The following is a 25,366-nucleotide window of genomic DNA, read 5'->3' on the forward strand; positions in this document are numbered from 1 at the left end:
CGCAGCTAGCGGCGCGCCAGCCGCCCCCATCCCAGCGCCAAGAGCAGGCCAGCAAGTCCTAGCAAGCCCCAGGTACCCAGTATCGGTATCTCCTGCATATCCCGTCCTCTGATGACCTCGACTTGGGCGCTGGCGGCCCCGCTGTTGCCCAGCGAGGACGACAGTTCTTCAGTGGTGTTGGTGAGGTCTCCGGCCGATGAAGCCACGACGTCCACCTCGATGCCGCAGATGGACATGGCTGCAACCGAACCGCCGCTGTAGGAGATCTGAGATTCGCCCGGATTGGCGGTCAGCGTTCCGCCCGTGCAGGTGTTGGAGGCATTGGCCGGATCGGCCACCGTCATGCCGGCGGGGAGGTTGTCGACGAAGTTCAAGCCGGTGGCGGCCACCGTGCTGCTGGAGTTGTCGATGGTGAAGGTCAGCGTAAAGACCTGCCCGACCACTACCGTGCCGGTGGAAAACCTCTTGGTGAAGATGGTGGGTGCGTTCACGGTGAGCGTGTCAGAAGCCGTTCCGCTGTTCCCCAAAGACGAGGTCAAGTTGCCCGTAGTGTTCACGTGCATGCCCTGGGAATTGCCGCTCACATCGACTTGTATGGTGCAGGAAGACGAGGCTGCAACCGTGCCTCCGCTGTAGGAGACCTGGTTGGCGCCCGAGGCCGCAGTGAGAGTACCGCCGGTACAGGTGGTGGAGGCGTTGGGTGGGTTGGCCACAGTGACCGCCGCGGGCAGGTTGTCGGTGAAAGCAAGCCCCGTTGCGGCAACGGTGCTGGCCGTGTTGTCGATGGTGAAGGTCAAGGTCGAGACCGTGTCCTGAGGAATGGTGTCCGGCGCGAAGGCCTTGCTGAAAGCCGGCGGCGGGTTGACCCGCAAGCTGTCGCTGGCGGGGCCGCTGTTTCCCGAGGAGGAAGTGAGATCGCCCGAGGTGTTGACGAAGCTGCCCGACACTTGACTGGCGACGTCGGCTTGCACCGTGCAGGAGGAGGAGGCGGCTACCGTGCCGCCGCTGTAGCTGATCACGCCGGCCCCGGAAACCGCCGTCAGCGCGCCTCCCGTGCAGGTGGTGGAGGCGTTGGAAGGACTAGCCACCACCAGCCCGGCCGGCAGGTTGTCGGTGAAGTCCAGCGCCGAGGCTGCCAAAGCGCTGGCCGTGTTGTCGATGACGAAAGTCAGCGTCGACACCCCTCCCAGCGCAATTGGATCGGGCGCGAAGCTCTTGCTGAAGAGGGGCGGCGGCTCGACGGAAAGCGAGTCCGTGGCCGGGTCCGCAGCCTCGACGCCGGAGAGGAAAAGGTCGCTGGTGGTGTTGGGAAAGGTACCCGGGAAGGCTCCCGCTGGAACTTGCAAGACGATATCGAAGTTGCAGCTCGCCATGGGCGCCAAAGTTCCTCCGCTGAAAGTGAGAAAAGTGGCGCCCGAAATCTGCGAGCCGGCTCCGCAGACGTTGCTGGCGGGCAGTCCTGCGGCGGCCAGACCCGCCAACACCGCATTCAGGTCGTCGGTAAAAGCCAATCCGGAAGCGGTTGTATCGGTGCTGACGTTCTCGATGGTGAAGCTGAGGGTCACCATTCCGCCCGCTACCGAGGGACCGGAGAACGATTTGGAAAAGTTGAGCACGCTGATCATCAGGTTGTCGGAGGCCTCCGAACCCGTGACCGGCAGATCGTTGATGGTCCCTGACACCGTGCTGGTGGTATTGGTGACGGTAGTGCCGCTGGCGACGGCCGGGACCTGCAGGGTGACGCTGAAGGTGCAGGATCCGCCGGCGGGAAGGTTTCCGCCCGTCAAGGTCAACAGGCTGGTGCCGCTGATGGTGGAACCGGCGCCGCAGATATCGTTGGCCGGCAGCCCGATAGCCGCCAGTCCCGACAAGGCGGCACCAAGGTTGTCCGTGAATGTGATGCCGCTGGCGGCGCTGCCCGCATTCAGATTGGCGAGCATGAACTCGAGGGTGACCGTACCGCCGGGAACCACCGGATCATCAGTAAAGGTCTTGGTCAGATCCAGCATTTCCGAGGAAACGCTGAGAACATCGAGTGCCGTGTCGAGGACCAGGGGATTGCCTCCCAGGTCGAGGGTCAAAGGAGTAGTGGTGTTCCCGAAGTCGCCTTCGGGTGCGCCCCCCGGAACCCGCACGGTCACGCTGAAAGTGCAGGAGGTGCCGGCTAACAGGTCCCCCCCCGAAAGCTGGAGGTTGGTGGTGCCCACAATGGTGGAGCCCGCGCCGCAAGGGTTGGCGGGCAATGGGCCTTCCGCCGCCAATCCGGTTATGACCGCGTTCAGGTTGTCCTGGAAAGAGATGTTGGCGGCGTCCAGCGCCGTATTGTTGGCGATGGTAAATTCAAGGTTGACGGTATCGCCGGGGATGGTCGGGTCGTTGGTAAAAGTCTTGGTAAAGTCCACCCCGCCGATGATCAGCGAGTCGCTGGCGAAGGGAGAGATCGTCGCCACCCCTCCCACGTCGGCAGTGACGTCCGAGGTGGTGTTGAGAAAACTGCCCGGCAAAGCCCCGGCGGGAACCTGCAGCGTGACGCTGAAGGTGCAGGAGGCAGCGGGCGCCAGCGTTCCTCCGGTAAAGGACAGGACTCCGGTGCCAGCAATCTGAGAGCCCATCCCGCAGACGTCGTTCATGGGCAGGCCGACGGCTGCCAGTCCCGTCAGGGCCGCTCCCAAGTCGTCGCTGAAGGAGATATTGACGGCGTCGCTGGCGGCGAATTCATCGTGGGTCAGGGTGAATTCCAGAGTGACGGTGTCGCCGGGCGAAACCGGATCATCGGTAAAAGACTTGCTGAGCCGAGGGCCCGCGACCACGTTGAGGGTGGCGCTGGCTGCATTGCCGACCTGGCTCATAGGAGGCTGATCCACGACCTGGGTCTCGGCCATGATGTTGGTGGTGGTATTGACGAAGGGACCGCTTGCCTGTCCCGCCGGAATCAAGAGATCGACCTGAAAAGTGCAGGAGTCGTCAGCCGCGAGAGACCCGTTGGAGAGGAGAAGGAAATCCTCTCCGATGATCGAGACAAGCTGCAAAAGGGACCCCCCTCCGCAGAAGCCGGCCGCAGGCAGTGAAGTGACTTGGGCGCCTGAAAGGAAAGCGGTCAGATTGTCCATGAAGGTAATGTCTGAGGCCGAGGCATCAGGGGAGCTGGTGATGGTGAACTCGATGGTGGTCGTATCTCCGGCACCCACGGTATCGGGCAGGAAAGTCTTGGTCAGAACCGGAGCGTTGGTCACGAAGAGGCTGTCGATGGCGCCGTCGCTGGAGAAAGAACCGCCTCCCAGGTCTCCCGTCAGGTTGGATGTAGTGTTGGGATACTCGCCGGACGCCGCGCCTGGCGGTACCTGCAGGGTAACGCTGAAGGTGCAGGACTCTCCGGCTGGAATCAGTCCTCCCGTGAGGCTGATGGTGCTGGTTCCGGACAGCATGGACCCCACTCCGCATACGTCCATGGCGGGCAGTCCGACGGCTTCCAACCCCGAGAGCGTCGCATCGAGGTCATCGCTGAAAGTAACGTTGACGGCGTCGAAGTCGCGGTCCCGGTTGGCGATGGTGAACTCGAGAGTAGCCGTCCCGCCCGCACCCACGGGGTCGTCGGTGAAATTCTTGACGATGTTGACGGCGTCGAGCGTCACCTCGAGAGCGGCGTTGGCGAAACCGCTGGGGCGAGGTTGGTTGATCTGGTTATTGGCACTCAGGGGGCTGGTGGAGTTGATCAGCCTGCCCGCCGCGCCTGCCACCACATCGAACTCGATGGTGCAGGTGCTCGAACCCGGGAGGCTGCCCAGTATCAGGGAGATCGTTGTGGAGCCCGGCGTGGCTGCCAGCGAGCCCCCGCAGGTGTTTGTCAGATTAGCCGGGTCAGCGACTTCCAGCCCGGCCGGCAGGTCATCGGTGAAAGCCAAGGAGATGAAAAAGCTATCGGTCGTGTTCTCGATGGTGAGCGTCAGGGTGCTTCGCCCTCCGAAGGGGATGGGGGCCGGGGAGAAGCTCTTGCTGAAGAGGGGGCGGTCGGAGCTGACCGTCAAATCGGCTGTGGCGTTGCCGCTGTTGCCGGCGTCCGAGGTCAAGTCGCCCGATACGTTCATGAAGACGCCGTCCGTCGAGCCCGTGACGTCCACCTCGATGACACAGGTCGCACTGCCTGCCACCGTGCCGCCGCTCAGGGAAATCGTGTCGCCTCCGTCTGGAGCCGTGAGCGTCCCGTTGCAGGTGTTGGAGACGACCGTCGGGTCAGTGATCGTCAGTCCGGCGGGAAGAATATCGGTGAAGGCCAGGTTCTCAACCGGCGAACCGCTGTCGTTGGCGATCTCGAAGCGCAGACGGCTGTTGGTGCCCGGCCCGATGGTGTCGGGATTGAATGTCTTGTTGAAAGTCGGCTGGCCCACAACCACGGAGATGGTCGAAACCAGCACCAGCAAACCCAGGGATGTATTGGTTAGTCTGCTCACGGAAACCCTCCACCGCACCCAAAACCGCCAGTTGCTTTTTGCGAACCCCCCGCCAACTCGAAACCAAGCTGACGCGGTCCACGCCCAGCGGCCAAGAATTTGGTGGGATCTTATCAAGAACGGCTGAAAGATTCCAAGCTAAATTATAATAAAATATAGACCTCAACCTCTATAAGATACCCACGTACGCCAATTGGTTTTTGTTATTTCACCCGGAAAGCTGCCCGTCTTCAGGTTCGGGAACGGATTCCGCCGAGGACAGGAGGGTGCCTACCCAGCGGAAGTCCGGGCTGTTTTCGGCCAGGATCTTGACGATCATGGTCAGGGGGACGGACAGGAGCATGCCCAGTCCTCCCCACACGTATCCCCAGAAGACCAGCGACAGCAGCACCACCAGGCTGGAGAGGCCCAACCGCTGTCCCATCAGGCGCGGCTCGAGAACGTTGCCCAGGAGCATGTTGACGGCCACGTAGCCGGTGACGATGCCGAAAGCGGTGCCTACGCCGCCGTCGACCAGGGCCAGTCCCAGCGGGGGTATGGCGGCGATGATCGATCCGATGTTGGGAATGTAGTTGAGCAAAAAGGCCAGCAGTCCCCAAAGAAAGGCGAAATCGACACCCCACGCCCAGCACCAGAAGCCCAGCAGGAATCCGGTGGCGATGCTGACCAGCGTCTTGATGACGAGATAATCGCGCACCTGCCTGGTGATGTTGGAGAAACGGTCCAAAGCGCCTCTGCGCAGTCCCATCTGGAGCATGGCGACTTCAGCCTTCTTGGGAAAGCCGGTAGCTTCCAGGAGGATGAAGACGGTGGTGAGCAGGACGATGACCACGTTGGAGAAGATCACTGCCAGGCCGCTCAGGGTGGTACGCACCACTTCCAGAGCCGGACCGGCTACCGAGGAAAACTCAAAGCTCTTCAGCAGGTCGAAATCGTGGGGGATCATTCCCTGCTCCACCATCAGTTGGCGCAAGGGGCCCACGTACTCGGAGACTCTTTGCTCCAGGATGTTCCTGTAGGTGGGCAGAGCCAGCAGGAACTGGTTGAGCGATTCCCCCACCAGCAAGCCCACCAGGGAGAAGATCGCCATCAGTCCCAGGAAGACGATGAGAACGGCGAGTCCGGCGGGCACGCCCTTGTCCTGCAGCTTGCGCATGGGCGGAATGGCCAGCATGGCCAGGAAAAGGGAGAGCAGGAAGGTGGTGATGATGGTGTCGGCCAGCTTGAGTCCGGCCACCACCACCACGAAGCAGGCCGCCGCGAGAAGGAAACGGATTCCTTTTCCCGTGCCCTCCAAGCCTTCATGCGGATGTTTCATCTTGGGCAGGATTCTATCTCGTACACGTGACCCGCGGCCAGCCTGAACGGCCCTGCGGTCGCGGCTGCGCCAGGAGCGCCCGTCCTCGGGCGTCGATTCGGGCTCTGCCCTGCTGTGATTTCTTTACCCGAGGGCCAAGTCACTGGGGTAAAGTAAGCAAAGTCATGACGGAATCGGCACTGTGGATTATTGCGGCTATTTTGCAGGCGCTGGTGGCCCTGATCGCCTGGAGGAAAGCCCGCTGGGCGGAGGACGGACGTCCCTGGAGGGTGTTTTGCGCTTTCGCTCTGCTCTTTGTGCCGGCCCTGGCGGCGGGAGCCTGGTATCGTCCGGGCGGTCTGATCCCCGCCCTCCTGGTTCTTTCGCCTCCCCTCTTGCTTCTATTCTACCTTCATCGCCTGTCGGCCTCGCTGCGGCGGCTGGAGTCGCGGGCCGAGAAGGCCGAGATGGCCCGAAATCAGACTCAGCGCATCGGACGCCTTTTTCAACGGGCGCTGACCGCCGCCAACTGGAAGACCTTCGCCGAAGAGGCCTGCCAGGCCACCGCCGACTCGCTGCATTGCGACTATTCCCTTCTTCTGGAAAGCGACGGCGAGGGACGCTGCTTGAGAGTCTCCGTCCACACCGGATGGAAGGACCGCTTCGCCGGCCTCAGCTTCCCGGCTTCTCAGCCTGCGGCCAAGAAGATGCTGGACTGCAAAAACCCCGCGGTGGTCGAGATCCAGTCCGATGACGCCGAAGACGAGCTGGCCTCCTTCCTGAAGGAGCGCAAGGTGACCAGCACGGCCTGCGTCCTTCTGGACGGCCCGCAAGGACGAATGGGAGTGCTTTGTGTCCACTCCAAGGGCCTGCTTCTTTTCGATCCAGATCAGTTGGATTTCTTGGGCAAGACGGGCCTGGCCCTTTATCAGTCGCGGCACCTGAGACGGGCCCAGGAAGCCCTCCAGCAACTTCAGCGCTTGCGCCAGTCGACGGCTGAAATCGTGCTCTCTTTCGAACCCGGCGGACACCTCACCTTCCTCAATGAGCAGGGCCGCCAGGTGCTGGGCGTGGGAGCGCTGGAGAGTGAGGACTTGAGGTTGGAAAAGCTGATGCCCGACTGGGCCTATAGGCGCTTCCGCAAAGAAGCTCTGGTGAAAGCGCAGTCAGCCGGCTTGTGGAGCGGCGAGACTTCTTTTCTAACCAGCCGCCGCCAGGAGATCCCCGTCCGCCTGGTCTTGCTGGGCCAGCGCGACGAGGAAGGGCGCATTGCGCATTGGACGTCTTTCTCAGTCGATCTGGCCCGCAACCCCGACGTGCGCGGCGATGCCCCTTCGCCTGAGGAACTGCAGCGCCAGGTGAAAGCCCTCAGTTCCCAGCTTCAGGAAGCCGCGGGCGAGGTAGAGGTCTTTGCCGAAGCTACCGGTCGCCGCCTGCAGGAACCCATCGGTGCGGTGGCCTCCTTTTCCCGATCGCTGCTGGGCAAGCACGCCAAGAAGCTGGGGTCGGACGGACGCCGCTACGTGCAGCTCATCAGCGAGGCCGCCCGTCAGGCCGGCAGCATCGTGTTTCAGCTCAACCAGGCGGCACGCCTGCAGCGGCAGCCCTTCAAGTTTTCTCAGGTGGACATGTCGGCTCTGGCCGCCTCGGCCCACCGCGAAGTGGCGGCCCAGTATCCTGACATGTCGGTGCGCTTTTCGATGCGCACCCTCTTCCCCGTGCGGGGCGACCAGAGGCAACTGCGCAGGGTCTTCGTGGAACTGATTTCCAACGCCTTCAAATTCAGCCAGAAGGCCGAGGCGCCCGAGGTCGAGGTGGGCTCGCAAAACGAGGACGGCAATTACGTCTATTACGTGCGCGACAACGGAGCCGGCTTCGACATCGAGCAACTCGACCGCCTTTTCGGACTCTTTCAGAGGCTCCACAAGAGCAGCGACTATCCGGGAGTGGGCGCCGGACTCTTCCTGGTCAAGCGCATCATCGGCCGCCACGGCGGCGAAGTCTGGGCCAAGGGCGCGCTCAACATAGGAGCCACCATCTACTTCTCCCTCCCCGCCAATCCCACCCTTGAGGAGAGACCCTCCGGGAGCGAGCAGCAAGTTGTCTCCTCCGCTTGATCGCGGATTTCCTTCAACCCTGCTATCTTAGTTTGGCGAAAGGAAATCAAACGCGATGAAGTTAAAAGGAAGCTACACTTTTGACGCTCCCCGGCAGGCGGTTTGGGAGGCGCTTCTCGACCCCAAGGTGATCGCCAAGATCATGCCCGGCTGCGAGCGTCTGGAGAAAACCGAGGACGATACCTACAAGGGCGCCCTCAACGTCAAGGTCGGACCCGTGCAAGGCAAGTTCCAGGGCATGGTTCAGCTCAGCAACCTGAGCGAACCCGAGAGCTACGACATGAGCGTGGACGGACGGGGCCCCAGCGGATTCATCAAGGGCGAGGGACATATCACCCTGGAGGACGCCGAAGAGGAAGGCAAGACCACCTTGGGATACAGTGTGGACGCCAATGTGGGCGGACGCATCGCAGGGGTGGGACAACGCCTGCTCGACACCACCGCACGTTCCATCACCCGTCAGAGCCTGGAAACGCTCGAGCAGGTCATTCAGGCCCGCAGCCGAGGCGGCTCGGAAGACGAAGTGAAAGGCGCTTCATCCACCCGCATGGCAGCCGGCGTGGCCAAGGACGTGGTCAAGGACATGTTCTCGAAGAAGAAAAAAGAAGAATGACTGGAAAACAGAGAGGAACAAGGGGCATGAAAGTCTCCCTCACCGTTAACGGCACCCGCTACCAGCGCGACATCGAACCCCGCATGTTGCTGGTCCACTTCCTGCGCGAGGAATTGGGGCTGACGGGCACCAACATCGGCTGCGACACCAGCCAATGCGGGGCCTGCACCGTCCACATGGAGGGCCGCTCCCTCAAGTCCTGCACCTGTTTGGCCGTGCAGGCCGAGGGACGCGAAATCACTACCATCGAAGGCCTGGCCCAGGACGGCGCGCTGCATCCCATGCAGGAAGCCTTCTGGGAAAAGCATGGATTGCAATGCGGCTATTGCACGCCTGGAATGATCATGGCGGCGGCGGCCTTTCTCAAGGACCATCCCGACCCCAGCGAGCGAGAAATCCGCCATGGACTGGAAGGCAACCTGTGCCGCTGCACCGGCTACCAGAACATCGTGGCCGCGGTCCAGGAAGCCGCCCGCCAGAGGAAGGGAGGAAACTCATGAGCACCCGCATCTTCGGTTCGGGAATCAAGCGCCGCGAAGATCCCCGCCTCATTACCGGCAAGGCCCTCTACACGGACGACATGGTGCTGCCCGGCACCCTTCACATGGCCGTCGTGCGCTCGCCTCACGCCCACGCCCGCATCATGAATATCGACGTCGAGGCCGCCCGCAAGGCGCCCGGCGTGGCGGCCGTCTACACGGGCAAGGACGTCGATTGCGCGCCGGTCCCCTGTGCCTGGCTGGTTCCCGATTCCGACCTGAAGACGCCCGACCATCCCGCCCTGGCCACCCGCAAAGTCCGCTACGTGGGGGACGCCGTGGCCGTGGTGCTGGCCGAGAACCGCTATCAGGCCGAGGACGCGGCTGATCTGGTGGAGGTCGAGTACAAGCCCCTGCAACCCATCATCGACCCCGAAAAAGCCACTCAGGACGACGCCCCCAGAGTCCACGGCGGAGTCAGAAACAACATCGCTTTCCGCTGGGTGGCGTCCAGCGGCGACGAGGAGATCGAAAAGGCCTTCCAGGAAGCCGACGTGGTGGTCTCAGAACGCATCGTGCAGCAGCGCCTGCTGCCCACCGCCATGGAACCGCGGGCCGCCATGGCCCAGTACAACGAGGCTTCGGGAGAGATGACGGTGTGGTGCAGCAGCCAGAATCCCCATATCCACCGTCACGCCATGGGGCTGGTGCTGGAGATCCCCGATCACAAGCTTCGGGTAGTGGCTGAAGAAGTGGGAGGAGGCTTCGGCAGCAAGATTCCGGTCTATGCCGACGAGATCCTGGTGGCTTGGGCGGCCCGCAAGCTGGGGCGTCCCGTCAAGTGGACGGAAACCCGCAGCGAGAACTACCTGGCCACCATCCACGGACGCGATCACGTCGAGTACGTGGATCTGGCCGCCAAGAAGGACGGCACCATGGTGGCCATCCGGGGCAAGGTCTACGCCGGCATGGGCGCCTACCTGTCCACGGCCGGACCCGGCGTCCCCACCATCCTTCACGGCCTCATGTACAGCAACGTCTATCGCTTCGAGCACGCCCGCTGCGAGTCCATCGGCGTCTTTACCACCGCCACCCCCACCGACGCCTACCGGGGCGCCGGGCGTCCCGAGGCCATCTTTCTGGTGGAACGGCTGGTCGACAAGCTGGCCGCCCAACTCGACATGGACCCCGTGGAACTGCGCCGCAAGAACCTCATCCCGCCCTTTGAGGACGGCTACGACGTAGCCACCGGACTGACCTACGACAGCGGCAACTACCAGGCCACCCTCGACAAGGCTTTGCAGAAGGCGGGCTATGAGGACTTCCGCCAGATGCAAAAAGAGGCCCGTCAAGAAGGCCGCCTTGTCGGCATCGGAGTCACCACCTACGCCGAAATCTGCGGACTCGGCCCCAGTCAGGTGGCTGGAGCCACCGGCTTTCAAGGCGGACTGTGGGAGTCCTGCATCGTGCGCGTTTCGGCCACCGGCAAGGTGCAGGTGATGATCGGCTCCAATCCTCACGGGCAGGGCGAAGAAACCACCTTTGCCCAGATCGTGTCGCAGGAATTGGGCTTCCCGGTGGAAGATATCGAAGTGGTGCACGGCGACACCGACCGAACCCCCATGGGCTGGGGCACCTACGGCAGCCGCACCACGCCGGTTTCAGGCGCCGCCCTGGCACTGGCGACGCGCAAGCTCAAAGAAAAGTGCAAAGCCTTGGCCGCCCACCTTCTGGAAGCGGCCCAGGACGACATCGTCTACGAAGACGGCAAGTTCTTCGTCAAGGGATCGCCCGACGAGCACAAGACCATCCAGGACCTGGCGCTGATGGCCACCGTGGCCTGGGATCTGCCCGAAGGCATGGATCCCGGCCTGGAAGCCAGCCAGTTTTATGATCCGCCCAACTTCGTTTATCCCTTCGGATGCCACATCGCCGTGGTGGAAGTGGAGGCCGAGACCGGGCACATCGAACTCAAGCGCTACATCGCCGTGGACGACTGCGGGCCACAGATCAATCCGGTCATCGTGGCCGGGCAGGTGCACGGCGGCGTGGTTCAGGGGATCGGGCAGACGCTTTTCGAGGGAGCCTTCTACGACGAGCAGGGTCAGCTTTTGACCGGCTCCATGATGGACTACACGGTTCCCCGGGCCGACATGTTTCCCCAGCTCGAACTCGACCACACCGAGACGCCTTCGCCGCATCATCCGCTGGGCGTCAAAGGCGTGGGCGAGACGGGAACCATCGCCAGCACCGTGACCGTCTACAACGCCGTCATCGACGCCTTGCGTCCGCTCGGCGTCGAGCAAATCGACATGCCCATGACGCCCCCACGCGTATGGAAAGCCATTCAGCAGGCGGGAGGAAGCTAGGCCAAGTGCGAAGTGCGATATGCGAAGTTCGAAAGATCCCCGAAGGCGAGCGATTCGCCCCTCCTCCGCCAGAGCTGTGGAGGGCAGGCAGCAACTATGTTGAACAACAAATCCGGGCTCGCTCAAGGCGAGCGATTCGCCCCTCCCAAAGCTGTGGAGGGCAGGCAGCTACTATGTTGAACAACAAATCCGGGCTCGCTGAAGGCGAGCGATTCGCTAGCCCAGGGTGAAGCCCGCCGCAAGCGAAGCGCGGCAAGGGCGTAACCCTGGGTTCTAAGAAAGACCAAAAACAACCCTGAAAGGGTGCGATAACCTAACCACAAGGCAACCAAGAAATGAGCATGCGGCCATCATCCATCGAGTACCAACGCCCTGAAACCATCGAGGAGGCACTCCAAATGCTGGCCTCGGGGGACGCCAAGCCACTGGCGGGAGGGCACAGCCTCATCCCGGCCATGAATCTTCGCCTGGCCCAACCCGGCAAACTGGTCGACATCGGACGCCTGGACGACTTGCGCCAGATCGCCGCCGACGGCGATTCCCTGCGCGTCGGCGCTTTGGCCACCCACGCCTCCATCGCCTCCTCGGCGGACGTCCGCACTCACTGCCCGGCCCTGGCCTCGGCCGCTTCGCGCATCGGAGACCCCCAGGTGCGCAACTGGGGAACCCTGGGCGGAAACCTGGCTCACGCCGACCCCGCCTCCGACCCCCCGGCGGTGGTGCTGGCCTCCCAGGCCACCATCCATCTGCTGGGTCCTGGAGGCCGGCGTTCGGTGACCGCCGAGGACTTCTTTCTCGGCCTCTTCGAGACCGACCTCAAGGCGGGCGAGTTGCTTTTCGCTGTGGAAATCCCCAGCCTGGCGGGCAAGAAAAACGCCTACGCCAAACTGGCTCACCCCGCCTCCCGCTACGCCCTGGTGGGCGTTTGCGTGGTGCTGGAGATGGAGGGCCGCCAGTGCTCCTCGGCCCGCGTCGCCGTCACCGGAGCCGTCCCCAATGCCACTCGCTCCCAGGCCGCTGAGCAGGCCCTGGAGGGAACCTCCCTCGACGAACAGGCCCTCAACGCTGCGGCTCAGGCCTTCATGGACGATCTGGGCGACGACGTCATGGACGATCTGCACGCACCCCGCGACTATCGACGGGCCATGTGCGGCGTCTACCTCAAACGAGCCGTCCGCAGCGCTTTGGACAGCTAGGGGCATTCGGTGAAACCCGACTCCATCGAGGCCATGCACGAGCAGCTCCTGCGCTGCGACTATATCGCCGAGCGCGGGCTGGAAACCGCCATCTTCCTCTCCCTCAAGCTGGAAAAACCTCTCTTCCTGGAAGGCGAGGCGGGCGTCGGCAAGACCGAAGTCGCCAAGGTGCTGGCGCGCATCCTCGACACGACGCTCATCCGCCTGCAATGCTACGAAGGACTCGACGCCGCTTCGGCCCTCTACGAATGGGACTACGCCCGCCAGTTGCTGCACTTGCGCGTGATGGAAGCATCGGGCGCCCGCCGCGAAGACATCGAACGCAGCCTCTACAGCCGCGACTTCCTGCTGACGCGTCCTTTGCTGCAGGCTCTGGAGGCGTCCACCGAAGGGCGCCCTCCGGTCTTGCTGATCGACGAGCTCGACCGCGCCGACGAGGAGTTCGAGGCGTTCTTGCTGGAACTGCTCTCCGACTTCCAGGTCACCGTGCCTGAACTGGGCACCATCCATGCCGAGCAGCGGCCCGCAGTCATCCTCACCTCCAACCGCACCCGCGAGATCCACGACGCCCTCAAGCGGCGCTGTCTCTATCACTGGATCGACTATCCTTCCTTCCAGCGCGAACTGGCCATCTTGCGCGCTAAGCGTCCCCAGGCCGAAGAAGACCTGGCCCGCCACGTCACCGCCCTGGTTCAAGAACTCCGCTCGCTGGAGCTCTTCAAAGCCCCCGGCGTGGCCGAAACCCTCGATTGGACCTCCGCCCTCATCGCCCTCGACCGTGAACAGCTCGACGAGCAAGTCGTCCAGGACACCCTGGGCGCCGTCCTGAAATACCAGGACGACATCCAGTCCCTCACCCCCGAAACCCTAAAAAACCTCCTCCACCGCTCCACCCTCCGCGCCCAACAGGAGAAGTAGGCAGCGACCTTCGGCGCGTTAGGCGGTAGACTTGACACATGAGCGTGACGCGCGAGTTGAAGCTGCCTGACGCACTCGAGGATTCTCTAGGTCCAGGGTACGACTTGGGCGAGTCGGCCAAACAGTGGTTGGTCATCGGCCTTTTCCTGGAAGGCCGCATATTCTCAGCATGGGCAAGCCAGACTTCATGGATCTCCTCATTGAAAAGCAGTTGCCCTACCTGGTGGGCAACGAAGAGACCCTTCGAGAAGAGCTGAGAGCCGCCCAGTCGGCCAGCAAGCGCCCATGAGCCTGGTCTCCAACAGCGGTCCCCTAGCAATGGGCTGCAAATCGCCCACGGTTGCCAGTTATTTGTGAAACAATGCCCGCTGTGAGCGTATCTTAGGGTGCGTAGGAAGAGCGTTCGGGCGGCCTAGCCGAATGGTTAGGGTCACTCACCAAAGCGTTTGAGTGTACTAGCGTAGTGCGTCAGGAGTTTTGAGCCACCTGTGGCGTTAATCCACGCTTTCAGCGTTCGGACCTTTGCCCTCTGAAACCCAGGGTGGCGCCGCCGTCTGGCCAGCGCTCGCCGGGGCTGACCCTGGGCTGGCGAAGCTGTCGCTGTCAGGGACAAGAACGGAGGGCCCTGGCTCAGAATTTATGACCGGCAGCCCTAGCGCAGGCCCGCACCGCGGCGGGCAAGCCAACTGGCATTGAGCGTGCCTCTCGGAGGTATGGGAGAAGAAGCATGAAGAAGCTGCTATTGGGTACCCTGCTGGGTTTGGTTTGCGTCGTCGCGATGGCCGCGGCTTGGGCCACCGAACCCGAAGGGCCCTCCGGCCTGCGCTTTGACCAGCCTCTGACCTGGACTTCGCCCTCGGGCGCACCGATTTCCTTTGAAACCGAAGAGGAAGCGCTGGAATTCCTGCGAACCGCTAAGATCGTCAAAATGAAGCAGATCTCAGAGGGCCTCAACAAGACCCGCAAGGTTCTGCTGGAGAAGGACGGCGTTCAAATGAACGCCGCCTTTCGTGACGTCGCTTCCGACCGCCAGATCCCCGATCCCCGTCTTGAGGGAGCGATGCAGAATCACCGCGACGACGCCATTTTCGAGGTGGCCGCCTTCCGCCTCAGCCGCATGCTGGGCCTGAAGGTGGTTCCGCCCACCGTGCTGCGCGAAGTGGACGGCAAGATGGGTTCGATGCAGGCCTGGGTCGAGAATGCCACCATGGACAAGGAGCGAAGAGCCCAGGGCAATGAGCCTCCCGACGAATGGCTGTGGATCGCCCAGATGCTGACCATGCACTTCTTCGACAACCTGATCGCCAACACCGACCGCCATCAGGGCAACCTGCTCATCGACCCCGATTGGAATATCTGGCTTATCGACCACACCCAGGGCTTCCGCCGCTTCAGGTCCCTGCACGATCCCGACAAGGTGCAGTACATCGACCGAGAGGTGTGGGAAAACCTGCTCAAGCTGGACAGAAAGGCCCTTGAACGGGCCTTCTCAGACGTGCTTCGCGACCCCGAGATCCGAGCCTTGGCCCACCGGCGCGATCTGATCGTCAAGCAGGTCAAGAAGCTGATCAAGGAACGGGGCGAAGCAAACGTCATCTTCAGCGCTGATCTCTAGCTAGCAGGCGGACCGCCGGGCTCGTCGTCCCTTGCCTGACCGACGGCGGATTCATCTTCTTCCTGAGAACGCTCGAGGTATCGCCTCAGCCAATGACCGGCCACGGCCAGCAGAACCAGCAGGGCCAGCGTTCCGCCCCAATTGCTGCCAAGAGCGCCGGGCACCCACCCCAGGAAGACGCCCAAGAGCAGGGCCAGGGCGGTCACCGAGAAGGCCGTGGTGGCGATCAGAAGCAGACACCCCGCCCAACCCAGCGCAGGACGGTCGTCTTCATTGAAGATCTGGGAGCGGCCGCAGCGCGGACACTGCTTGGCGGCGTCCCTCATCGTCTGCGAGCAAAAAGGGCAAACTTTCATCCGCTCACTCCACCACGCTGACCGGCAGGGTGGCGAATTGGCCGGGACGCAGGAGAATGGCCACGGCTCCCACCAGCCCCTGGCCCTCGATGCGCAAAGAGCCGTTGAACGGGTCGGGGACGTCGTCCTCAAAGAGCTCGCTGATGAGGCGGGCCGCTTGTCCGAATCCCTCCAGCTCTAGTGGGCGCTGTGAAAGCAGTTGACCCTGGGAGTCGAGAAGGCTGAGCGTGATCAGGTTGGACTGACCCGAAAGGTCGGCAAGCGCCACGCCCGAATCAGCGCCTTCTCCCGTGTCGCGGGAGAGATTGACGAAGAGCCGGCGTCCGCCCTCGGTGACGGCGACTCCGGCAAAGCCTTGAGGACCCGAAAAGAGCACGTTGCCCAGCAGCGGAGCGTTGGAAAAGAGGGTGGCGGCAGCGCTGCCCGTAAGGGCGGCGGGATCAGTGGTCAGCGTGACCCGTCCCTCGGCGGCTATCCCAAGTTGCAGTTGGGAGGCGCTTTGGCCGTCCAAGGAAAGGCTGAAGTCGTCGCCGGCTTCTCCCCGATGGAATTCGGCGACCACATGCAGCGGCTGCCGGCCCGGGTTTCCTAAGACCAGCCGTGAGGTAATGTCCGGCCCCACGCCGATCTGGGGAAGCGAGGTGAGGAAAGAAAGCAGGTTGAAGACCTCGGCTTGCCCGGTGGGCTGGATGTTGGCGACGGTTCCGCCGCCGGCCGTGAACATGCGGTTGCCCACCGAAGCGATGGCCAGTCCGTGGCGGGCGGTGGGCAAGTCGGGCAAGGAAATCCAACGGTCCTCGGCGGGCGCATAGGCCTCGTTCTGGTTGAAGACTCGCCCCGGTTCTTCGCCGCCCACCACCAGCAGGAATCCGGCCACCGAGGCGGCGGCGTGGCCCGAGCGGGGCGTGGGCAGGTCGGCCAGCGGACTCCACTGGTCGAGCTGCGCGTCGTAGACGAAGGCCGAAGGGTCGTTGCGCAGGAAGAATCCGCCCTGGGTGACGCGTCCGCCGGCCACGTAGATCTTGCCCTCCACGACCGCCGCCGCCAGGTGGTCGAGCCCGAGCGGCAGGGGCGCCGCCTGGCTCCACTGGTTTTGGACTGGGTCATAGACGGTCACGTCGGTGCGGCTGTTGACGGTGTCGCGTCCGCCGATGGCGTAGAGCCGGCCCTGCAGGGCCACCGTGAAGAGCGATCCGCGGACCGAAGGCAAGGGAGCCCTCACTTGCCAGGCGCCCAAATCAGGGTCGAACTCGTAGACGTCGGCGATGGGGTTGCCAAAGATGGGGACTGCCGCCCCAAAGCCGCCCACCGAATAGATCTTCCCGTCCAGGACGGCAGCGGACCCGTGATGAATGCCGCGCGGCAAAGGCGGTGCAGCCCGCCATTGGCCGGCTGCCGTGTCGAAGACCTCCACGGTAGCCGTACCGGGGATCGTGTCCGTGAGTCCGCCCAGCACGTACATGTCTCCCCCGAGAAGCGCCGTCGCCACCTCCTGGCGGGGAGTGGGCATGGGCGGCAGGTCCTCCCAGAAGCCCCGGATTTCGCCGGCGATGACAGTATGCCAGCAGGTGACAAGTGCCAAAAACAGGAACCGCTTCTTAAGCATGTGCTGGTCTCCCGGTCGGGCAAGCGGCAACCGGCTCAGTGTGATTACTCGACCGCTTTGAGCAGATGGTAGTTCTTGCTGCCGCGGCGCAGGACGATGTAGCTGCCGGCGATGGCCTGGTTGCGATCGAGGACGGCCCGGAAGTCGCTGACCTTGCGGTTGTTGACGCTGATTCCGCCGCCTTGGATCAGACGCTTGGCCTCTCCCTTGGAGGCGGTCAGTCCTGATTCGGCCAGAGCCGTCATGAGCCCCACGCCGTCGGCCAACTGGCGGGCGGCGATGCGGCTGGAGGGGACGTCGGCGAAGATGTCTTCGATGTCATCTGCGCTGAGTCCCTCGACTTCGCCCCCGAAGAGGACCTGGGAGGCCTTAAGAGCCTTTTCCAGAGCCGTCTCACCGTGCACCATGCGGGTCATCTCGCGGGCCAGGCGCTTTTGCGCCTGCCGCTGCTCGGGCGCCTCCCCGAGCGCCTGCTCTAATGCGGCGATCTCCTCCTGCTCCAGCCAGGTGAAGTACTTCAGGTAGCGGACGGCGTCGCTGTCGTTGGTGTTGATCCAGAACTGGTAGAAGCGGTAGGGCGAGGTCATCTGCGCGTCCAGCCACACCGCCCCCGCTTCGGTCTTGCCGAACTTGGCGCCGGAGCTGCTGGTGACGAGCGGAAAGACCACGCCGTACGCCTTCTTGGAGCGGATGCGCCGCAGCAGCTCGATACCGGCGGTGATGTTGCCCCACTGATCGCTTCCGCCCATCTGCAGGTTACAGCCGTAGCGGTCGTTGAGCACTACGAAGTCATAGGCTTGCAGGAGCATGTAGCTGAACTCTGTGTAGGAGATGCCTTCTTCCGCCTGCAGGCGAACCTTGACCGATTCCTTGGCCAGCATCGAATTGACCGTGAAGTGCTTTCCCACGTCGCGAAGAAAGTCCATCAGGTCCATGCCTACCAGCCAGTCGCCGTTATTGACCAGGCGGGCCGAAAGCTGGCCTGCATCGAAATCAAGAAAGCGTTCCAACTGGGCCCGGATGGCGCGGCAGTTCTCCTCCACCCTGTCGGCGGTCAGCAGTTGCCGTTCCTGAGTCTTGCCGCTGGGATCGCCGATCATGCCGGTGGCTCCGCCGACGAGAGCGATGGGGGCGTGTCCGTGGCGCTGCAGCCGCGCCAGTCCCATGATGGGCAGCAGATTGCCGACGTGCAGGCTGAGGGCCGAGGGGTCGAAGCCGATATAGCCAGTCATCGAGCCGGCTTGCAGTGCGTCCGCCACGCCCTCGGTTTGATCGTAGAGCAGTCCTCGCCATTGCAGGTCTTCGAGCAGTTGCATCAGACCGAGCATTATACATGCGTCGGCGGGCCCGAGGAGGAAAGCGCCAACAAACCTGGAGGGATTTGAAACCGTTGGCGGAAGGGGGGCGTCTAAGGTCTGTGAAAGCGCCTGAAAAGCTGGATTTTTCGGGCTTCTGATAGATAAGAAGTTTGACAAGAAGCAGTGAGCTTCTTTTACCTTCTCCTTGAGTGAAACGGTACGTCGGCAAGATGACCGATAGATAAGCAAAAGGCGCCTCAGCCCTGAGGCGCCTTGCATTTCCACCGCTGCTCGGGAGCCAACCCGAGCTTTCCATATAGATAGAACGGATCACGTATTGTAGGAAGGGGGGCGGGTCAGCAAGCCGCCCTCCTTCCGACCTGCGGTCGAACTCCCAAGACCCACCTCACCCAAGACCCAACTCACCCAAGACCCAACCCACAAATCCCTCAGCACCGTCTCACTTGGAAGTAGATCTTGTCCAGGGCCACTGGTGGCCAACAGGTTCACACACGCGTCAAATTTCAGTGACCGCAGTGAAGGACCGATGCTCTCGGCGGCATGAGGTCGCTCGCTACAGATTGGCTACGTCGCTGTCTCCCATCTCCACTCCGCCCTCCGGAAAATACTCCTTCCAACGCCGGCTCACCATCTTGGCCGTATTGGGATCGCAGAAGAGCTCCTCCGGGTAGTGAGGCTTGATGCGGGCGTCGATGCAGATGGGCTCCTGGTATCCCAGGTGATGGCGTTTCACCGTCAAGCGGCGCGAGTAAATGTCTCCGGCGGGTTCGAAGCGGGTGAAGACCGTCCACAGGAAGCGGGGCCCGGTGGAGACGGTCTTACGGCTGTCGTCAACCAGGATAAGCAGCGGGAAGTCCTCGAACTCAGGCCACTCGGTCATTCGCTGGGCCTGTTGGGGCTCGTCCTTGAAGGGACGGCCCTGCAAGACCAGGCAGCCCGGAGTGTAGAGGTCGGCCCGCTCCACACCTTGAGGCAGTTGTCCGTTGAATTGAGGCGGGAGCCGGCGCTGCTTCTCGCCCAGTCCCAGGAGGATCCCCTTGCTGCCCTTGTTGACCTCGGGTCCGCTGTAGTCGAGGGTATCCATGGAAAGGTTGGAGAAGACGTAGAGGTCGCGGCTGAAGTCGGCCCTTTCCAGAATGTAGGTGAGCACTGAGGGGAAGTCGGCCAAGTCGAGAGGGCGGTCCAGGGCCAGCAGGAACTTGGTCAGCGAGAGCTGTCCTTCGCCCAGGATGCGGAAGGCCGATGCCATGGCTTCCCGTCCGTAGCGCTCACGCAGGACGGCGGCGCTGAGAGCGTGATATCCGGTCTCGCCGTAGCTCCACAGATCGATGACCCCGGGCATCACCAGCGGGAAAAGGGGCGAGAGCAGTTCTTGCAGGTAGTCGCCGATGAAGAAGTCCTCTTGACGGGGCTTGCCCACGACGGTGGCAGGATAAACGGCGTCGCGGCGATGGTAGATCTTATCGATGTGAAAGACGGGATAGTCGTGGCGCAGCGAGTAGTATCCGTAGTGGTCCCCGAAAGGACCTTCGGGAAGTCGCTCGTAAGGCGGCACCCAACCCTGAAGGGCGAACTCGGCCTCGGCCACCAGGGGGTGAGGGTGGCCGTGCGGGGATGAGGCCATCGGCAGGCGCCGTCCTTGCAGCAGGGAGGCCAGGATCAGTTCGGGTACGTTCTCCGGCAGAGGGGCGATGGCCGAGAGGATGAGGGCAGGCGGTCCGCCGATGAAAAGCGTCAGAGGTAGGGCATCTCCACGCTGCTCGGCTTTGTGGTAGTGAAAACCCCCTCCCTTGCCGATCTGCCAGTGGACTCCGGCGCTGGAGTCAGAGTGGCGCTGCATGCGGTACATGCCCAGGTTGTGCTGCCCGCTGTCAGGGTCTTCGCTGTAGACCAGCGGCAGGGTCACAAAGGGTCCTCCGTCTTCGATCCAGGACGTGAGCAAGGGCAGACGGCTGAGCTGGGGCGGGTCTTGAAGCGATTCAGCGACCGGCGCCGAAGAGCGCCGTTTGAGGCCGAGGTGGAGGGCCTGTTTGAGCAGTCCGCGATGCTTCCAAAGCAGCGAGGGCTTGGGAGGGATGAGTTCTTCCGGCGCCCGGGCGGCCAATTCGACGAAGCGCTTGGGCTTGTCGCCGAAGGCCAGATCGATGCGCTCCTGCGAACCGAAGAGGTTGGTGACGACCGCAAAGGCGCTGTCCTTGACGTTCTCGAAAAGCAGCACCGGCCCGCCGGCGGCGATCACGCGGCGATGGATCTCGGCGATCTCCAGGTAGGGGTCGACCGCCGCCTCAACGCGCCGCAGCAGACCCCTTCGCTCGATCTCTTCCAGGTATTCTCGCAGATTGGTGAACGCCAAGGCACCTCCAGCCAAAGGGATCGCTATGCTCGGCAATTGTAACGAATCCGTTCTTGTCGGGCTTAGATGAGCCCCTGAGAAGCCAGCCAGCGTTCGGCGTCCAGAGCCGCCATGCAGCCCGTTCCGGCGGCGGTCACGGCTTGCCGGTAGTGATCGTCGGCCACGTCACCGGCGGCGAAAACGCCTTCCACCGAAGTATCGGTGCGAAAGGGGCGCACCCACTTCACGTAGCCGACTTCGTCGGTCTCGAGTTGGCCGTCCAGGAAGGTGGTGTTGGGCATGTGGCCGATGGCCAGGAACATGCCCGAAGCTTCCAGCTCTTCGGTCTTCGCCTCTTGCGTGGTGCTGCGGATGCGCACCGACTGCACGCCGTCCTCTTCATTGCCCAGCACTTCGTCCACCACCGAATCCCATTTGACCTCAATCTTGGGGTGGTCGAGGGCCCGTTCGGCCATGATCTTGCTGGCCCTGAATTCGTCGCGCCGGTGAACGATGTAGACCTTGGACGCGAATTTGGCCAGAAAGGTGGCCTCCTCCATGGCGGAATCGCCGCCGCCCACCACCACCAGAGGATGATTGCGGAAACGCGGCAAGGCCCCGTCGCAAACTGCGCAGGCCGATACGCCGTTGTTCTTGAAGCGCTCTTCCGATTCCATCCCCAGGTACTTGGCGCGGGCGCCGGTGGCCAGGATGAGGGCCTGGGCTTCCACTTCCTCCCCTTCCAGGCTGGTGAGCTTGAAAGGACGCTGCGAGAGATCGGCCTTGACAATGTCGTCGGTGATGACGCGGGTGCCGAAGTTCTCGGCCTGCTGGCGCATCAGCTCCATCAACTCGGGACCCGAGACGCCTTTCTTTTCGTGGGGGGCCATGTACTGGCGGCGTTCCTTCTCGATGGAATCGTCCAAGTAGCCTTCAAGGTTGCCGGAGGGAAAGCCGGGATAGTTTTCAACCTCGGTGGTGAGGGCTAACTGACCCAGCGGAAGGGTCCCCTTCTGGCGGTTTTCTTCGGTGGGGGCTCCCTCGAAGACCAGCGGTTGCAGATCGGCCCGTGCGGCGTAGATGGCGGCCGTCCATGCGGCGGGCCCCGATCCGATGATTACGACTTTCTCAGCCATGGCTCTTCCCTGCTCTTCCTGTATTGAAAGCGCCTCAAGGCGCTCAAAGTTTTTTTCTGGTACAGCGACGAAGTCTAGCCGCTACTTCCTGCCCTTTCAACTGACAGAGTTGAGATGAGGTGCAACGCTTGTGCGTTTCAGGTGCATGGCCTTACGGCCTCTGGGCCAGCAAGGCGATGCGGGAGCGGTCGGAAACCACCACGCCGCCGGGCTGCTCGACGGTGACGGCGAACATCTGGGGCTGGAAGATCCGCAACTGGGCCCGGATGGGCAGGACGATCTCGGCCTCCTGCGAGGGGACGTCGAAGACTCCTCCACTGACCGGAAAGCGGTCATCGCGCAAGCCGTCGAAGATCCAGAACTGGTACTGGGCCTGGGAAGCCTCGTTGGCAACCAGACCGGAGATCCGTATGTAGCCTTGCTGACGCGAGTTGCTCCACACTACGTCTCCGGAGGCATCGGCCAGTGAAGCCTGATCGTCGGTGGGCGTCCAGGAGGCCACCATCACGTCGTCGGCTTCCTCCAGCAATTGCTGACGCTGCTCGGCCCAGTTGCGGGCTGACTGGTCATCCAGGAGCTGGTCCTGGAAGAGGATGAGAAAGGCCAGCAGGACCCCAGCGGCGGCCAGCCATCCGGCCCACATGAACCAACCGCCCGAGGACGCCTGGGCAGAGTCCACCGGGCCTCGGGCGGGTGCCGCGATGACGCGGCGGGCGTCGGCGGCAATCTTGTTCCGCAAGGCCTGAGGGAGTTTCTCTTCCCGGCCATAGGCCGTCTCGATGGCGGCAGCGGCATACTCGAATTCTTCCTCATCGAAGCCGGCTGGAGCCTGCCGCAGCAACTCCTCCAACCGGCGGCGCTGTTCGGCCGTCAGAGGCTGCGAAGCCTTGAGAATGAGCAGCTCTTCAAGACGCTTCATGCTCATCGCTTTCTCGCCTCCTTTCCTTGCGCCAGGTAATCACGGGCTTTCTTCAAGCCCCGCGAGATGTAGGACTTGACGGTCCCCAGCGGAGTACCGGTGGCTTGTGAAATCTCCACGTGAGTGTAGCCGTAGCAAACGTTCATGATGATGGCGCGGCGCTCGGCGTCGGACAGCTCGTCCAGAGCCCGGCTGGCCAGCTTGGCCTCCAGGTTGCGCTCCAGGCGCCTGTCCCCGCGGCTGCCGGGATTGTCACGCAGGACCTCGAGTGAAAGTTCCCGAGGACGGTTGGCCGTGCGTCTGAGAAGGTCGATCATGCGGCGGCGCGCGATCATGGCGATAAAGGTTTTCTCGGAAGCCTTGGAGGGATCGAAGCGGGCTGCCCGCTGCCAGAGATGGAGGAAGATCTCCTGAACGGCGTCCTCGGCCTGAGCGTTGCTGGAGGAAAAGCGGCGGGCGATGCTCCACACCAGACCTCCGTAGAGGTCGAGGCATTCCTCCACCGCGGAGGTATCTCCTTGCGCGATTCTTGCCAGGATACCGCCCATCGTTCCTCGCCTCTGACCGGCCCCGATACCGGCCCCCTGCGCCTTTTCTCCTGAGTAGTGGCAAAGCATAGCAGATCCGCCTGTACGACGATCAAGCGATTTTAAAAATTACCCGCCACGCATCCGAATGCCACCTTCTCACGAACCTAGTACGCGAAATCATGAAGAAACAGACGCATTCGAAACTGCTTTTCCCCTTCGGGTTGCTTCTGCTCGGCGCCGTCCTGACGGAAGTGGGTAGCTTTTCCCAAACCGGTGGGGAGAGCGCGGCGACTTCCCTTCCAAACACCTTTCACTTCGATTCTCAGGACTGCCGGATGGCTTTGCTCCCTCATGCCGGGGGGGATGATCTGGACCGTCAGATCCGGGACCTGCAAGCAGCCCTGCCGGAGATGCCTCGGGCCTGGCAAGGCCTGGAGCGCCTGGGTTGGCTCTTCGTGTCCAAGGCTCGCTCCGGCTATGACCCGGGCTACTACACCCTGGCCCAAGCCAGTGCCCGCTGCTTGCAGGAAGCCGTCGGATCTCGGCGGCTCCCCGCCGCCATGCTGCTGCGCGGCCATGTGCTCCATAGCCTTCACAAGTTTCAACAGGCTGAGGCGCTGGCCCGCGACCTGGTGGAGGTGCGCGGCGCTTCCTACGATTTCGGACTCTTGGGCGACGTGCTGCAAGATCAGGGAAAAATTCAGGAAGCGGCCCAGGCCTATCAGCACATGGCCGATCTCAAACCGGGCCCCAAGGCTTACAGCCGCGCGGCCCACATCCGCTGGGTGTTGGGCGACCTGGAGGGAGCGGTGGAACTGATGACGGCCGCCGCCACCGCCGGCGAGCGCTCTCCCGAGGCCGCGGCCTGGGCATTCGTGCGGCTGGGCTGGTATCAACTGCAGGCAGGCCAGGTGGAAGGCGCTCAGGCTTCCGCTCTCAGTGCCGAGACCCTGCGTCCCGGCTACGCACCGGCGTTGCTGCTGCGCGGACGAGTCCTGCTGGCTCAGGGCAAAGAAAGCAAGGCGCTGCAAATGCTGCAGCGCGCAGCCGCCCTCAATCCCCTTCCCGAGTACGCTTGGGCCCTGGCCGATGCTCTCCGAATCAAGGGCCAAGCGCTGGAAGCCGACGAGCTGGAGCGAGCCCTTGTGCGCAACGGTGTTTCCGACGATCCGCGCACCCTTGCCCTTTTCCTGGCTACCCGGCAGCGGGAGGCCGAAAAAGCCGTCCGGCTGGCCCGCGAGGAGCTGGAAGCGCGGCAGGACGTCTTTACCTATGACGCTCTTGCCTGGGCTCTTCACCGGGCCGGCCGAGGTCAAGATGCGCGGGACGCCATGCGCCAGGCCCTCTCCCTCAACACCCGTGATGGACGCCTCTTTCTCCACGCCGGACTGATCTTCGGCGGGCACGACAGCAGCCGCGCTGCTGCTTGGCTGCGGCAGGCCCACGAAATGCGTCAGACCCTTTTGCCCTCGGAAATCGAACTGCTCGATTCGGCCCTGGGAAACCCTAACCAACCAGACTTCGTCAAACCGACTTCTCTAGGAGAATAAATGAGACTCAAGACTCCCCTGCTCTGTCCAACCGTGTTGACGGCCTTAGCCTTCAGCGCCGCTTTGATGGCTTCAAGCCACATGGACGCGCCGCTTATCACGCTGGACGATGCCGCCAACACGACCGATGTCTACGCTTTTCGCAGCGACGATTCCTCCAACCGGTACTTGACCACCGCCCTGGCGGTCTATCCCTTCGAGGAGCCCGGCATCGGGCCCAACAAGTACAACTTCGATGACAACGTGCTCTACGAGATCCACGTCGCCTTAGGGGACGATCTGGCGGCGGGACGCGCCACTCTCACCTACCAGTTCCGCTTTCAGACTTCCTTCAAGAACCAGGCAACCATTCTGCAAAGCTATCTGGGCGTGGTCGAGAACGTCGACGACGCGGCTCAGAACCTGACTCAACGCTACACGGTCACCCGCGTCGACAACCGCACCCAGCAGGAGACCATGCTGGGCGAATGCGTGGTTCCTCCCAACAACCAGGGCATCGCCACGCCTTTCTATAACCGCGGCAACGACGGCGAGAATCCGGCCAAGGAAGGCGTCTCCCAGTCCTC

General features: G+C 62.9%; 18 protein-coding genes. 9 read left to right on the forward strand and 9 right to left on the reverse strand.

From position 1 onward, the window contains the following. Positions 1-5 precede the first annotated feature (5 nt). Entirely contained in the window at positions 6-4,448 is a 4,443-nt protein-coding gene (locus VLU25_19885) for a hypothetical protein (protein ID HSR70200.1), read from the reverse strand. Positions 4,449-4,656: 208 nt separating this feature from the next. After that, on the reverse strand, positions 4,657-5,766 hold the full coding sequence (locus VLU25_19890) for an AI-2E family transporter (protein HSR70201.1): 1,110 nt from the start codon (positions 5,764-5,766) through the stop codon (positions 4,657-4,659). A gap of 164 nt (positions 5,767-5,930) precedes the next feature. On the opposite strand from VLU25_19890, the gene VLU25_19895 reads away from it, so the two are divergent. From VLU25_19895 to VLU25_19925, 7 genes are all read left to right on the forward strand, one after another. Beyond that, a complete protein-coding gene (locus tag VLU25_19895) occupies positions 5,931-7,862 on the forward strand; it encodes an ATP-binding protein (protein HSR70202.1) in 1,932 nt (643 codons plus the stop codon). A 55-nt stretch (positions 7,863-7,917) separates the two neighbouring features. Then, positions 7,918-8,475 (forward strand): carbon monoxide dehydrogenase subunit G, encoded by a 558-nt coding sequence (locus tag VLU25_19900; protein ID HSR70203.1) that lies wholly within the window; start codon positions 7,918-7,920, stop codon positions 8,473-8,475. Between the two features lie 26 nt (positions 8,476-8,501). After that, entirely contained in the window at positions 8,502-8,975 is a 474-nt protein-coding gene (locus VLU25_19905) for a (2Fe-2S)-binding protein (GenBank protein HSR70204.1), read from the forward strand. After that, on the forward strand, positions 8,972-11,323 hold the full coding sequence (locus VLU25_19910; protein HSR70205.1) for a molybdopterin cofactor-binding domain-containing protein: 2,352 nt from the start codon (positions 8,972-8,974) through the stop codon (positions 11,321-11,323). Before VLU25_19905 ends, VLU25_19910 begins: the two co-directional genes overlap by 4 nt. Positions 11,324-11,664: 341 nt before the next feature. Then, complete coding sequence (locus tag VLU25_19915) at positions 11,665-12,519, forward strand: xanthine dehydrogenase family protein subunit M (protein HSR70206.1); 855 nt, start codon at positions 11,665-11,667, stop codon at positions 12,517-12,519. A 33-nt stretch (positions 12,520-12,552) separates the two neighbouring features. Further along, a complete protein-coding gene (locus VLU25_19920; protein ID HSR70207.1) occupies positions 12,553-13,437 on the forward strand; it encodes a MoxR family ATPase in 885 nt (294 codons plus the stop codon). Between the two features lie 727 nt (positions 13,438-14,164). Continuing rightward, a complete protein-coding gene (locus tag VLU25_19925) occupies positions 14,165-15,052 on the forward strand; it encodes a hypothetical protein (protein HSR70208.1) in 888 nt (295 codons plus the stop codon). Here VLU25_19925 and VLU25_19930 read toward each other — a convergent pair. The 7 genes from VLU25_19930 to VLU25_19960 form a co-directional block, all read right to left on the reverse strand. Then, positions 15,049-15,408 (reverse strand): hypothetical protein, encoded by a 360-nt coding sequence (locus tag VLU25_19930; protein HSR70209.1) that lies wholly within the window; start codon positions 15,406-15,408, stop codon positions 15,049-15,051. The genes VLU25_19925 and VLU25_19930 overlap by 4 nt on opposite strands. Positions 15,409-15,412: 4 nt before the next feature. Next, a complete protein-coding gene (locus VLU25_19935) occupies positions 15,413-17,014 on the reverse strand; it encodes a kelch repeat-containing protein (protein HSR70210.1) in 1,602 nt (533 codons plus the stop codon). A gap of 44 nt (positions 17,015-17,058) precedes the next feature. Next, a complete protein-coding gene (gene tyrS / locus VLU25_19940) occupies positions 17,059-18,330 on the reverse strand; it encodes a tyrosine--tRNA ligase (protein ID HSR70211.1) in 1,272 nt (423 codons plus the stop codon). Between the two features lie 556 nt (positions 18,331-18,886). After that, positions 18,887-20,686, reverse strand: a complete 1,800-nt coding sequence (locus VLU25_19945) for a UbiD family decarboxylase (GenBank protein HSR70212.1) — start codon at positions 20,684-20,686, stop codon at positions 18,887-18,889. 62 nt (positions 20,687-20,748) lie between these two features. Further along, positions 20,749-21,801, reverse strand: a complete 1,053-nt coding sequence (locus VLU25_19950) for an FAD-dependent oxidoreductase (GenBank protein HSR70213.1) — start codon at positions 21,799-21,801, stop codon at positions 20,749-20,751. Between the two features lie 151 nt (positions 21,802-21,952). Further along, positions 21,953-22,720, reverse strand: a complete 768-nt coding sequence (locus VLU25_19955; GenBank protein HSR70214.1) for an anti-sigma factor — start codon at positions 22,718-22,720, stop codon at positions 21,953-21,955. A gap of 2 nt (positions 22,721-22,722) precedes the next feature. Beyond that, complete coding sequence (locus VLU25_19960) at positions 22,723-23,268, reverse strand: sigma-70 family RNA polymerase sigma factor (protein HSR70215.1); 546 nt, start codon at positions 23,266-23,268, stop codon at positions 22,723-22,725. A gap of 161 nt (positions 23,269-23,429) precedes the next feature. Here VLU25_19960 and VLU25_19965 point away from each other — a divergent pair, with 161 nt between their 5' ends. Next, the gene (locus VLU25_19965; protein ID HSR70216.1) at positions 23,430-24,800 is read left to right on the forward strand and encodes a hypothetical protein; all 1,371 of its coding nucleotides are present in this window, start codon (positions 23,430-23,432) and stop codon (positions 24,798-24,800) included. Next, positions 24,801-25,366 (forward strand): DUF4331 family protein (locus VLU25_19970; protein HSR70217.1); only part of this gene is annotated, 566 nt, incomplete at its 3' end.

The organism is Acidobacteriota bacterium (assembly GCA_035471785.1).
Lineage (GTDB): Bacteria > Acidobacteriota > UBA6911 > RPQK01 > DATIPO01 > JANQFM01.